Source organism: Dyella dinghuensis (genome assembly GCF_003977615.1).
In the GTDB taxonomy this organism is placed as follows: Bacteria; Pseudomonadota; Gammaproteobacteria; order Xanthomonadales; family Rhodanobacteraceae; genus Dyella_B; species Dyella_B dinghuensis.
In genome coordinates, this window is sequence record NZ_RYZR01000005.1 from 545,834 (window position 1) to 559,232 (window position 13,399).

Annotated in this window: 8 protein-coding genes; 2 read left to right on the plus strand and 6 right to left on the minus strand. The window is 60.6% G+C overall.

All coding sequences use genetic code 11. The features are described 5' to 3' along the window. Positions 1 to 43: 43 nt before the first annotated feature. Positions 44 to 1,450, minus strand: coding sequence for an MATE family efflux transporter (locus tag EKH79_RS10040; protein WP_126673645.1), 1,407 nt, complete (start codon positions 1,448 to 1,450; stop codon positions 44 to 46). Between the two features lie 91 nt (positions 1,451 to 1,541). Here EKH79_RS10040 and EKH79_RS10045 point away from each other — a divergent pair, with 91 nt between their 5' ends. Both EKH79_RS10045 and EKH79_RS10050 read left to right on the plus strand, forming a co-directional pair. After that, a complete protein-coding gene (locus EKH79_RS10045) occupies positions 1,542 to 2,723 on the plus strand; it encodes a DUF3667 domain-containing protein (protein WP_126673646.1) in 1,182 nt (393 codons plus the stop codon). A gap of 402 nt (positions 2,724 to 3,125) precedes the next feature. After that, the gene (locus EKH79_RS10050; RefSeq protein ID WP_126673647.1) at positions 3,126 to 5,300 is read left to right on the plus strand and encodes a primosomal protein N'; all 2,175 of its coding nucleotides are present in this window, start codon (positions 3,126 to 3,128) and stop codon (positions 5,298 to 5,300) included. Here EKH79_RS10050 and EKH79_RS10055 read toward each other — a convergent pair. The 5 genes from EKH79_RS10055 to EKH79_RS10075 form a co-directional block, all read right to left on the minus strand. After that, positions 5,294 to 6,769, minus strand: coding sequence for an efflux transporter outer membrane subunit (locus EKH79_RS10055; RefSeq protein WP_126673648.1), 1,476 nt, complete (start codon positions 6,767 to 6,769; stop codon positions 5,294 to 5,296). The genes EKH79_RS10050 and EKH79_RS10055 overlap by 7 nt on opposite strands. Beyond that, positions 6,756 to 7,973: an efflux RND transporter periplasmic adaptor subunit gene (locus tag EKH79_RS10060; protein ID WP_126673649.1), complete on the minus strand. Its 1,218-nt coding sequence runs from the start codon at positions 7,971 to 7,973 to the stop codon at positions 6,756 to 6,758. The genes EKH79_RS10055 and EKH79_RS10060 overlap by 14 nt, the downstream gene beginning before the upstream one ends. Beyond that, positions 7,963 to 11,199, minus strand: a complete 3,237-nt coding sequence (locus tag EKH79_RS10065; protein ID WP_126673650.1) for an efflux RND transporter permease subunit — start codon at positions 11,197 to 11,199, stop codon at positions 7,963 to 7,965. The genes EKH79_RS10060 and EKH79_RS10065 overlap by 11 nt, the downstream gene beginning before the upstream one ends. 128 nt (positions 11,200 to 11,327) lie before the next feature. After that, positions 11,328 to 12,695 carry a sensor histidine kinase gene (locus EKH79_RS10070; protein WP_126673651.1) on the minus strand — a complete coding sequence of 456 codons (1,368 nt, stop codon included), beginning with the start codon at positions 12,693 to 12,695 and terminating at the stop codon, positions 11,328 to 11,330. A 19-nt stretch (positions 12,696 to 12,714) separates the two neighbouring features. Further along, entirely contained in the window at positions 12,715 to 13,389 is a 675-nt protein-coding gene (locus EKH79_RS10075; protein WP_126673652.1) for a response regulator transcription factor, read from the minus strand. Between the last annotated feature and the right edge of the window lie 10 nt (positions 13,390 to 13,399).

A 13,399-nucleotide genomic window follows, 5' to 3' on the forward strand; every position in this document is an offset into this window, starting at 1 on the left:
TTCCTGGTGGTTTCCGCCAGCGTACCGGTTCACACGACGCAGGTCATGAGGGGATCGTGGCATCCGCCCTGTCTGACGCAACAGGGCCAAACGTCCCGGGTTGCTGCCGGTGCGAGCTGCGCCAGAAGCGGACGAACAGCAGCAACGCGGCCATGCTCAGTCCGGCGATCAGGCCCATCCAGATACCGCGCGGCCCCAGCCCGGCGTGGAAGGCCAGCCACCAGCCCACCGGCATGCCGACCAGCCAATACGCGAACAGCGTGATGGCCATCGGCACCCGGGTGTCCTTCAAACCGCGCAACGCGCCATTGGAGGCGACCTGGATCCCATCGGAGAACTGGAACAGGCCGGCGAGCAGCAGCAACTGCGCCGCCAGCGCGATCACCGTTTGGTCATGGGTGTAAAGCGAGGCGATGGCGCGCGGGAATCCCAGCATCACTGCCGCCGAAACAACCTGCGTCACCAGGGTCAGGCCAATACCGCAGAACCCAGCATAGCGAACACCCGACGCGTCGCCTCGACCCACGGCATTGCCAACACGCACCGTGATCGCCATCGCCAATCCCAGTGGGATCATGAAGAACAGCGATGCCACATTGATGGCCACCTGATGACTGGCCACGGCATCCTCGCCCATGCTGCCAATCAGTAACGCCGCGGCAACAAACAACCCTGCTTCGGCCAGTAGCGTGATGGCCATCGGCAACCCGATATGCACCAACGCGCCGATGCGCTGCAGATTAGGCCCTTCGAAACAGTCGAAGATCCCCAGCCCGCGATAGTTGCGATGGCAAAGCACGTAGATGCCGAACGCCAGCATCTCCAGCCACAGAACCGTCGCCGTCGCTATACCGCATCCGCGTGCGCCTTGCGGTGGCAAACCCAGCTTGCCGAACATGAAGACGTATCCGAGCGGCACCAGCAACAGCAATCCGCCGAAGCTGAAATACATCGACGGCCGGGTCATGGACAGCCCTTCGGATAAACCACGCAGCGCGAAATAGCAGGTCAACGCAGGCGCGCCCCAACTGATGGCGCGAAGAAATTCGCCCACATCGATATAAAGCCCCGGCGACACGCCGATGAGCCGGATCAGAGGCTCGGCATGCCGCACCGCAAACCACAGCAATACGCCCATAGCCAAGGCCAGCCAGATGGCCTGGCGAAACACCGAACCCGCTTCGTGACGACGCCCCGCGCCATCCAGCTGCGATATGGACGGGGGCACCGACATCATCATGCCGATGCCGCTGACAATCGCCAGCGACCACACACTGGCACCCACCGCGACAGCGCCCAGCACATGCGCACTGACATGCCCTGCTAGAACAGCATCAATCACATTGCTGCCGATCGCAGCGAGCTGCGCCAGCATAAGCGGCAGGGCGAGGTGCACGGTGGCGCGAATCTCCCGCGATGCCCTGGCACGGTCGATGTGGATAAATGTCATGGAATAAACGTCTCTGCGAACATCGATTGTACCCGAGCCTTTCCAGCCCAGCTGTGCCAAGATCGCACGCTGAAATGCAGGGGATTGAGCAATGAAGGAACTGACCTCATTCGAAGGCCTCCAGTGTGCCAACTGCACGACGCCGCTGGAGGGCGAGTACTGCCATCACTGCGGTCAATCCGTGCACAGCGTGCTGCGGCCGGTGCACGGTTTGATGGAGGAATTCCTCGAGACGTTCCTGCATATCGACGGACGCATTTTTCACACGTTGCCGCCGCTGATGTTCAAGCCCGGTTTCCTCACGCTGGAATATTTCTCCGGCCGGCGCGTGCGCTACATCGCACCGTTCCGATTGATGTTCGTGATGTGTCTGCTTTCCCTGTTCGTGATTCACATCGACACGGACCTGATCACGAGTCGTTCTGCGGAGCAACGGCAACAGAAGTTGCTGATCGGTCAGAGCGGTTCTTTCGCGGACGATACGGACACCAGCGATGTCCAGCGGGATCTGAATAAAAAGCTGGCGATCCTGGAGGCCGCGCGCGCCGACAACACCGGCCCGACCGGCAACGCGACAATCGTGTCGCAAATCGACGCCACCGAGCAGAAATATCGCGACGAGGCGAAGCAACGCCTGATCGACCTGGGCAAGTCGCCAGCGGCCGCTGCGTCCACGGCGTCAGCCCCGGTCCAGGCATCGGAACATGAAGACGGTTATTCCAAGGCGACGGGACCCGTACACATCGGCTGGTTGCCGGACTTCGCCAATGAACGGCTGACCTTGCTGCGCATTCACATGGTCGAAAACATCAAGGCGCTATCCAGCGGCAGTCTTTCCTCCAGACGGGAAGCGCAGGAGCGTCTGATCACCAATCTCTTCGGCGCCCTGCCCGGCATCATGCTGGTGCTGATCCCCGTCTTCGCGCTGGTATTGGCGGTGTTTTATCTGTTCAGACGCCGGCTCTACATGGAGCACCTGATCGTCGCCCTGCACAGTCACGCCTTCATCTTCGCCAGCCTCTTGCTGTTTGCGCTGGCCGGGATGCTCCAAACCTGGCTTACCCCACATGCCCACTGGGTGATCTATGTGCTGGGCACGATCCAGGTCGCCCTGACCGTCTGGATCCCGATCTACCTGCTGATCATGCAAAAACGGGTTTACCGGCAGGGCTGGCCCATGACGATCGTAAAATATGGCTTCGTCGGCTGGATTTACACGTGGTTGTTTGGCTTTGCCCTGGCCGCCGCCGGCATCCTGGGCCTGGCGCATTGACTGTCATTTTTCGGGCCAACAAAGCACGGTTTTGCACAGCGTCAAGGGATTGAAATACTCGTGTACCCAGAATGTGACGGGCGTCGCAATACTTTTGAAGCAATCTTTCAACTTATTGATGCATATAATCTTTTTTGGTTGGTCAAAAGTTGAACAGCGCGTGCTCAAAGGCGATTTAAAGGGCATTTAGGCACCCTCTCCCAAGCACATCCACAGACTTATCCACAGCTCTTGTGGATAAGGGAAAAACCACGTTCCGTAGAGCCACTTAGCCGTTGTTCCTAGATGACAGGGCAGCAATCGCGGGCAAGCACTGATCGCAACATCTCTCGTCGTTTTTTCGTAGGGGCCGCGATCAGCTCGCGATACACTCGAACCGGTATCGGGGCCTACTTCCTATCCATGCCATCCGTCCTTCGCGTCGCCTTACCGGTACCGCTGCCCACGCTCTTCGACTACTTGCCGCCCGCCAGTGGCGAAGCGGTGGTTGGCGGTCGCGTACTTGTGCCGTTTGGGCGCGGCAAGGCCGTGGGCGTGGTGATCGAGGTCGATGTTCCGACGACGGTTGGCAGCGCGCGACTCAAGCGCGTGCTCAAGGTGCTGGATGAAACACCGTTACTCGATGCCGAACTGATGCAGACGCTGGCCTGGGCCAGCGACTATTGGCTTGGCGCGCCGGGCGAAGCCTACGCCAATGCGCTACCTCTGCTGCTGCGCGAAGACAAACCGTTGCCGGAAACCGGCGAACCGATCTGGCGGTTGACGATGGCCGGCGAGAGCGCACGCGATGCAGGCAGCCGCCGCGGCAGCAGTCGCGCCCTGTTGCAGGCATTGAGCGAGGGTCCGATGTCCGCCGCCGAGCTGGACATCTCCATTGCCGATTGGCGTGCCGCGGCGCGACGGCTTGTCGACGCGGGTTTGGTCGAGCGCGACGAGCGAGCGCAAACGTCGCATCTCGACTTGGTGACGAGCGCTCCAGCATTGCATCCAGAACAGGAAGCCGCTGTAGCCGCTGTCGCCAAGGCACTCGGCAGCTTTCAGGCTTTTCTGCTCGACGGTGTCACCGGCAGCGGCAAGACCGAGGTCTACCTTGCGCTGATCGCGCAGACGCTTGCACAAGGCAAACAGGCGCTCCTACTCGTGCCCGAAATCGGCCTCGCACCGCAAACCGTACGGCGGCTTCGCGAACGCCTCGGCGTGCCGGTTGAAGTACTGCATTCCAATCTCGCCGAAGGTGAGCGCGCACGCGCGTGGCTGCGCATGCGCTCCGGCGAAGCGCGCGTCGTGTTGGGTACGCGCTCGGCCGTGTTTACGCCGCTACCGCACGCGGGCCTGATCATCGTCGATGAAGAGCACGACAACGCGTACAAACAACAGGAAGGCTTTCGTTATCACGCACGCGATCTAGCGCTGGTGCGCGCTCGGGCACTGAACGTGCCGGTGCTGCTTGGATCGGCGACGCCGTCACTGGAAAGTCTGGCCAACGTCGAAGCGGGCCGCTATCACGGTCTACATCTGCGCTCGCGACCCAGCGCAGCCCATCCGCCGCAAGTGCAGATCATCGACATGCGTGCGCAGCGGTTGGATCACGGTCTTTCACCGGCACTGATGCATACGATCGGCGAAACAGTGGCGCGCGGCGAGCAGGTGCTGGTATTCCGCAACCGCCGCGGCTACGCGCCGGTGCTGCTGTGTTACAGCTGCGGCTGGCACGCCGATTGCCCGCGCTGCGAACACCCGCTCACGCTGCATGCCGCCCGGCGGCGATTGATCTGCCATCACTGCGATTACCAGACCGGCGTACCGGCAGCGTGCCCGGCGTGCGGCAGCACTGAGCTGAAACCGCAGGGTCAAGGTACTGAACGCCTGGAAGAAGCGCTTGTTGCGCAGTTTCCGCAAATGCCTGTATTGCGCATCGACCGCGAAACCACGCGTCACCGCGATGCATTCGAAACGTTGCTCGACAATCTGCAATCCGATGCTCCCGCGATTCTGGTCGGCACGCAGATGCTGGCAAAGGGGCACGATCTACCCAACCTCACACTGGTCGCCATTGTCGGCGTGGACGAAGGTTTGCTCAGCATCGACTTCCGCGCGGGCGAACGCCTCGCGCAACTGGTCGTGCAAGTTGCAGGGCGCGCGGGGCGCGCACGCAAACCCGGGCGCGTGCTGTTGCAAACCCATCATCCCGATCATCTGCTTTTGCGCAGCTTGCTCGCAAACGGATATGGTTTTGCAGCAAAACAGTTGCTCGCAGAACGCAAGCAAGCCGGATTGCCGCCATACGGCCATCAAGTATTGTTGCGTGCCGAAGCGCATCAACGCCCTGTCGTCGATGCCTTTCTGTCGGAAGCGCGAGACGCATTGCCCGATGTGACCGAATGGCAGATCTCCGGGCCGATGCAAGCACCGATGCCGCTGCGCGCGGGGCGGCATCGCGGTCAATTGCTGATCGAGTCGGCGACGCGCCGAAATCTGCATACGGCACTGCGGCCGTGGTGGATGCAGCTGTCGCAATTGCCCAGCGCACGCAAGGTGCGCTGGTCGATTGATGTCGATCCGGTCGATCTTTACTGAGCTTTCTGCACTGTGTTCGCTTGCGCCGTCGCGGTGGCATCCATACCCGCCTGCTCGCGAGTCCAGCCGCCGCCCAGCGCACGAATCAAATCCACGCTTGCCTGCAGGCGGCGGGTACGAATGGTTTCCGCACTGCGCTCGGCCGACAACGCCGCTGTTTGCGCCGTGACCACTTCGAGATAGTTCACGATGCCTTCGCGATAACGGTTGTTGGCGATGGACTGCGTTTTCTGCGCGGCTTGAACGGCTTCGTCTTCCTGCCCCGCTTCGACGCCCAGATCGCGCAGCAACACCAGATCGTCCTCGACTTCGCGAAAGGCACCCAGCACCGTCTGACGATAGTCCGCCGATGCTTCGGCGAATTCCGCATGTGCTTCGCGTACTTTCGCGCGACGCAAACCGCCGTCGAAAAGGTCGAGTGTCGCCAACGGCCCGAGTGCCCAGAAGCGGTTGCCGATGGCCAGCAGATTTCCAAGCCCCGTGTTCTGGAAACCGTAACTGCCCGACAAGCTGAGATCGGGGAAAAACGCCGCGCGCGCCACACCAATGCCTGCATTGGCTGAGTAGACACGCCGTTCTGCGGCAGCGATGTCCGGGCGGCGCTCAAGCAAAGTCGATGGAACGCCGACCGGCGTTATCGGAACTTCAAGCTGTTCGCGCTGAGGTGCCAGCGAGAAGCTGGATGCAGGCACACCCACGAGCGCCGCGATCGCATGTTCGACCAACGCGCGTTGCGCCTGCACATCGGTGACTTGCGCTTGCGCGTCGTGCAACTGCGCCTGGGCTCGCGACACGTCAAGGCCCGAAGCGATGCCGCCAGCGTGACGATTCTCCGTCAACGTCAACGCGCGCTGATAAGCGTTCAACGTATCGTCGAGAATGCCCGCTTGAATGTCGTAACCGCGCAGCCGTACGTAGTCGTCCGCCAGTTGCGCTTCAAGACTGAGTTTCGCGTTGGCAAGATCCGCCTTCGCTGCCTCGGATAAGGCACGCCCCTGCCCGACTTCATTGCGAATACGCCCCCACAGATCCAGATCGTAGCTCGCGCTCGCACCGACGGTATCGCTGTCGTACTCGTTGGGCTCGTTGCTGCCGCGCAGTGGACGATTGTCCGACTGGCGCGCGTGAATCGGATTGGCCATCACACCGAAATGCGGAAACAAGCCGGATTGGAGCTGGCTTTCATATGCACGCGCGGTGTCGTAACGCGCCAGCGCCGCTGCCAGCGATGGATTGTCCGCGTCGAGTTGGGATTCCAGCTTTGCAAGCGTGCCGTCGCTGTAAACCGACCACCAGTCGCCACGCGGCGCTTGATCAGCCGGCGATGCGACACGCCAAGCGGTGCCTGCTTCCTTGAACGTCGCGGGCATCGGCGGCAACGATGGCGTGTGATACGTGGGCGCCAGCGAACAACCGCCCAACAGCAGCGCTGCAGCGACACCGGCAAACAAGCGATCAGCGCGTATCATGGCTTGGATCCTCCGCAGCCGCCTGATGCAAGGCGGCACTGTCGTCGGGTGTTTCGTCAACGCGTACTTTGTCGCCATCCATCAGCGAATCCGGTGGATTCTCGATGACGCGATCGGTGACCGTCAGCCCCTTGTCGATCTGCAAGGACGTGCCGAGATCCAGCGCGATGTGTACTTTGCGCAAACTGACGCGACCATCGGAATCCAGCACGGCGATCTGCGGACCTTGCGAGCGGAAGATCAACGCACTCGCTGGAACGCTGACGAGGTTCGGATTGACGGAAAGATCGAGCCTTACATCCGCGTAATCGCCCGGCTTCAAGGCGCCGTCGCTGTTGTTCGCCTCGAACTGTGCGAGCAGGCTGCCGGAACTTTGGCTGATCGCTTCCGACGTACCGATCAATGTCGCCTCGAATGTGCGTCCCGGCATCTCGGGTACGCTCAGTTCCGCCTTCATACCCGGTTTGATCGCACTCGCATCCACTTCGGGAATCGGCACGTATAAACGCATGCGGCTAACGTCGGCTACTTCGAACAACTCCGGGCTGCTGGGGCTGTTTGCGGTAATCAAATCACCCACGTCGGTTCGGCGTGCGGTGACAGTGCCGGTGAAGGGCGCCGTAATGTTCTTGAACCCTTCCAGCGCACTCAGACGATCGACATCGGCCTTCGCTGCCAACACGGTGGCTTCGGCTGCCGCTGCTTCGCCGCTTTTTTCATCGGCTTCCTGTTTCGACACCGAATCGGAAGCGAGCAAATGCTGCCAGCGCTGCGAGGTAATGTTGGCGAGCTTGGCATCGGCTTGCGCTTTTACCAGCACCGCCTTGGCTTGCTCCAGTTGCTGATCGAGTTCCGGTGTATCGATGCTGGCGAGCACATCGCCCGTCTTCACCTTGGCGCCGATGTCCTTGTACCAGCTCTTCAGATAACCATCGACACGCGCATGGATCGGCGCGGTGTACCACGCATCCAGATGACCGGGCAGCGTGATCGCGTGCAACTTTGCCGGATCGGAAGACGGCGCGAGCCGTACGCTGGGAATCAACTGTGCGTCCGTCCATTGCACCAACTCATGATGCTGGCGATAGCGGATAGCCAGACCTAGCACGACAGCAAGCACAGCCACTGTGACACCCACAATGGCGACGCCTTTCAGGCGCGGCGGCTTTTGCGACGACTGTATGGGCATGGAGTTATGCGACATGGGGAAGTCCATTGACTGGATCGGTAGACGATGCATGGTGTTCGCGCCCATGCACGATGCTGAAAACGACCGGCACAAACAGCAGCGTGGCAGCTGTAGCGAATAACAGGCCGCCGATCACCGCGCGGCCGAGTGGCGAGTTCTGTTCCTGGGACAACGCCATCGGCAACATACCGATGATCATCGCCAGCGCCGTCATGCAAACGGGGCGGAAGCGAGTGAAGCCCGCTTCGAGCGCCGCTTTTACGGCATCGCCGTGTTCGGCAAGGCGCTCGCGGCAGAAGCTCACCACAAGAATGGAGTTGGCCGTTGCCACACCCATGCACATGATGGCGCCGGTCAGTGCAGGCACGGAGAGCGTCGTGTGCGTGATGAAGAGCATCCACACGATACCGGCCAATGCAGCTGGGAGTGCCGTGATGATCACGAACGGGTCCATCCAGGACTGGAAGTTCACTACGATCAGCATGTAGATCAGCACGATCGCGCCAAGCAATCCGAACAGCAGGCCGGAGAATGCGACGTGCATCGCCGTCACCTGACCGAACAGTCCCACCGTGGAACCTTTCGGGCGATCTTTTGCTGCACCGTCCAGCACTTTCTGCACATCACCCGCGACGGCTCCAAGATCGCGGCCTTGCACCGCGGCGAAAATATCGTACGAGGGAGCGATGTTGTAATGCGTCACTACGGCAGCCGTTGAAGTGCGCTCGATGCTTGCCAGCGCACCGAGTGTCTGTTGCGCACCGGTACCCGATGCAGTCACGGGGAGACTCTGCAGCGCCGGCAACGTATCCATGCGATATTGCGGGGTTTGCGCAACGACCGGATACGACACGCCGTTGCGCGGATTCAGCCAGAACGTCGGTGCAACCTGCTGCGTGCCGGCGAGCGACGCCACCATGCTGTCAGTGACATCGCGTTCGGTGATACCGAGCTGATCGGCGCGCACGCGATCGACATTGACGTTCAACTGCGGTGCCGAGTTCGATTGCTGGATGCGCACATCGGCAATGCCGGGAATGGCCTGCATCTTGCGCAGCAGTTCAATCGCGTAGGCCTCGTTGGCTTCACCGTTGCGCCCCGACACTTTCACATCCAGCGGCGCAGGCGCACCGAAGTTCAGAATCTGCGTGGCCATGTCCGCCGGCAGAAACGAGAACGTCGTACCGGGGAATTGGCGCGGCAGTACTTCGCGCAGTTTCCGCACGAATTCGGCACTCGGATCATGACCGGGATTGAGCAACACCTGGATATCGCCGTCCTGCGAACCGATGGTGCCGCTATTGCTGTACACCATGTTGGTACCGCTCGAAGGCAAGCCGATGTTGTCGATGATGTTGTCCAGCTGCGACGGCGGAATCACGCGGCGGATGGCATTTTCAACATGATCGAACTCGGCCGCCGTATCTTCAATACGCGTACCCACCGGTGCGCGAACGTGAATCGCAATGGCACCTGCGTCGGTCGTCGGGAAGAAATCCATGCCGAGGAACGGCACCAATGCGAATGACACGAGCACAACGGCGAGAAAGCCTATGACGAAGCGCCTGCGCGCTCCCAGTGCGAGCGACAGCGTGCCGTAGTAGGCATCGCGAATTTTCGCAAAACGATGCTCGAAATTCTGTTGAAACTTCACCAGCGCCAGGCGGATGCGGCCACGACGGATGACGGGATGCTGATCCCCCACGTGGTGATTGATGAAAGGATCTTCCGGATGATCGCCCGGATCGGCCTCCACCACATGCGGTTTCAGCAGGTACATTGCCAGTGTCGGCACCAGCGTGCGCGACAGCACAAAGGACGACACCATCGCAAAGATCACCGACAGCGCCATTGGCCGGAACAAGAAGCCCGCGATACCTTCGAGCATGAACATCGGCACGAACACGATGCAGATGCAGAGTAGCGAAACAAAGGCGGGCGTTACGATCTGCTTGGCGCCATCCATGATCGCCGTATGCACATCCTTGCCCTGCTCCAGATGCCAGTTGATGTTCTCGATCGTCACCGTCGCGTCGTCCACGAGAATGCCGACAGCAAGCGCAAGACCGCCAAGCGTCATCACATTCAAGGTTTGGCCGGTCGCGGCAAGCAGCGCAATGGCAGAAAGAATCGCAAGCGGAATCGACACGGCAATGATGACGGTGGAACGCCAGCTGCCCAGGAAGATCAAAATCATCAGCGACGTGAGGCACGCGGCGATGATGCCTTCACGCGCAACCGATGAAATGGCTTCTTTCACGAATACCGATTGATCGCCCAGTAATTTGATGTGCAGCGACGGCGGCATCGTTTCGTGGATCAGCGGCAGCAGCTTCTTGATGCCTGCCACCACCGCGAGCGTGGAAACACTGCCGCCCTTGAGCGCAGTCATCAGCACGGCACGATGACCGTCTACGCGCACGACGTTTTCCTGTGGCGGCGAACCATCACGCACATGCGCCACCTGGCCGATGGTGATCGTTGCACCGTTGACGGTCTTGATCGGCAGATTGTTCAAGTCCTGGATCGCCGTCGGACTATCGTTGAGCTGCACCGTGTATTCGTTATGCCCGATCTTGATCGTGCCCACCGGCACGATCTGGTTCTGCGCAGCGAGCGCATTACCCACGTCCTGCGCAGAAAGCCCCTCGGCGGCGAGCGCCTGCGGATCGAGATCGAGCATGACTTCGCGAATCTTGCCGCCGTAAGGCGTGGGAACCACGATGCCCGGCACGGTGACGAGCGTGGGACGCAGGAAGTTCTGCGCCGTATCGAGAATCTGTTGCTCGTTGAGCTTGGGGCTCGACAACGCCATCTGCAGGATCGGCACCGTCGATGCGTTGTAGTTGATGATCTGCGGCGGCGTGATGCCTGCCGGCATCTGCTTGAGCACCGTCTGCGAAATCGAGGTGACCTGCGCGGTCGCCGTACGAATGTCCACACCGGGCTGGAAGAAAATCTTCACCACGCCGATGCCCGGCAGCGATTGCGATTCGATGTGCTCGATATCGTTCACGCTGTTGGTGAGCTGACGCTCGTAGTAGTAGATGACACGGCCCGACATGTCGCTCGGCGACAAACCGTTGTACGTCCACACCACGCTGATCACCGGAATGCCGATGTTCGGGAAGATGTCGGTAGGCGTGCGCAACGCGGCCAGCGGCCCGGCAATCAAAATGAAAAGCGCGAGGACGATGAAGGTATAGGGGCGCGCGAGGGCGATTCTGACTAATCCCAACATACGGCAGCTTCCGGCGACACCACGTGGATGGCCGGGCGATTATCTGCCTGTGGGAATCGGGGGCCCTTTCATGGGCATGAAGATTGTTTCATTTAGGCCCAAATGCACGGCCTCATTGGTTTTTTTGTTCAAGCGACGGGCTGCAGACGGATATCCATGCCGATGCGGGCGCCCGTCTCAGCGCTGTCGATATAAAGCTCGAAATCGTGCAGCTTGGCGATGGCCGCCACGATGCTCAGGCCCAGCCCATGGCCAGTGGTTTCCCGGCTGCCATCGCCGCGATAAAAGCGTTGCCAGACGGCCTGGCGCTGCTCTTGCGGGATACCGGGGCCGCTGTCGGCGACTTCCACGCGCGCTACGCCTAGCTCGATGCGCTTGGCGCTCAACGTGACCTGCCCTCCCGCGGGCGTGAACTTGATGGCGTTACCGACCAGGTTTCCAAGTGCCTCGAATAACAGATCGGGATCGGCCTGCGCGATCAAGCCCGGATCGGCGTGCAGCGCGAACTGCAATTGCTGATCCTCGGCCAACGGCGCGTACAACTCGTACACGTGTTGCAAGGTCTCGCCCAGATCGACGGCGACAAACCCTTCGCGCCGGCGACGGTCTTCCAGTTCGGAAATACGCAACAAGGCGCGGAAGCGTGCCAGCACGTCGTCCACATCGCCCACACAGCGCTCGATGAGTTCGGCGTGCGGATCGCTTTCTTCCATTTCCTGTTCGATGCGATACAGCTGCGAGCGCAAACGCGTCAGCGGCGTGCGCAGGTCGTGCGCAATGTTGTCGCAAACGCCTTTTACTTCACCCATCAAGCGTTCGATCTGATCGAGCACGTCATTGACGATGGCGGCAAGCCGGTCCAGTTCGTCACCGCGTCCGCTGATTGGTAAGCGCTGGCGAAGATCGCCGTGCATGATCGGTTGCGTCGCGCTTTCGATCTGACGAATGCGCCGGCGCGGCGCGCGATTGAGAATCAAACCGCCGAGCAGGCCCGGTACCAGCGTAAACGAAAGTCCCCACCACAAGGCGTGCCTGATGATGCCGCTGACGTGCGCCGTCACGCCGGTGGTGTGTGCCAATGCAAGCACGCGGTTGTCGTCCAGACGCGCTGCAATCACCGTCAGGTCCTGCACCGCAGGCAATGCATCGCGCGCAATGATGGTGTCGGCCTCTACGCGCATGGGATCGCCATCGACCTTGAGCGCCGGCGGAAGCTGGACGACATCGCCGGAGACCCAGTTGCCATGCGCATCAAACAGGCCCCATGCGTTGTAGTTGGCATCCTCCAGCAACACATAGTCGTCGAGCATCGTCGGCAAACGCGCAGGATCGATGTGTTTCAGATAGCTGATTTGCTGAATGAGGTCGCGATCCGTGCGCACCTCAAGATAATGAATGGTTTCCCAATAAATCGAACCGAGCAGCACGGTGCCCCAGATCACGAAGAACAGACCGTAGCTCAGAAGCAGGCGCGACGTGGTTGCACGCCAATGCATGGACCAATCTTTGTTTCGATTAGCCAAGGCGGTATCCCGATCCGCGCATGGTGCGAATCAACGAAGGTTCGCCATCGATATCCACCTTGCGGCGCAGGCGTGCGATATGCACATCGATCAGATTGGTGCCAGGATCAAAACGCAGGCCCCATACGCTTTCGAAAATCATCGCGCGTGTGAGTACCTGTCCCGGATAACGCATCAGGAATTCCAGCAGCCGGTATTCCGTGGGTAGTAGCGTCAATTCGCGATTACCGCGACGCGCGATACGCGTGATCATGTCCAGTTCCAGATCGGCGACACGCAAGCGCGTTTGCGCCGAGGGTTCCTGCCGATGTCGGCGAAGCAGCACTTCGATGCGCGCAGCCATTTCGTCGGGAGCGAAAGGCTTGGTGAGGTAATCGTCGCCGCCTGCACGCAAACCACGCACGCGTTCATTCACATCGCCCAGCGCGCTGATCATCAGCACCGGCGTTCGGATACCGCGCTCGCGCAATTGCGTGACGAGGGTGAGTCCGTCCATGCCGGGAAGCATGAGATCGAGCGTGATGGCGTCGTAGATGGGTTCCTGCGCGCGCTGCAATCCTTGCAGACCGTCGTTGACGCGATCCGCGCTGATGCCATGCGCAGCTAGCTCCAGCGCGATTTCGCGCGCGGTGATCTCGTCGTCTTCAATGACCAGAACGTGTGACATGCATCAGCCG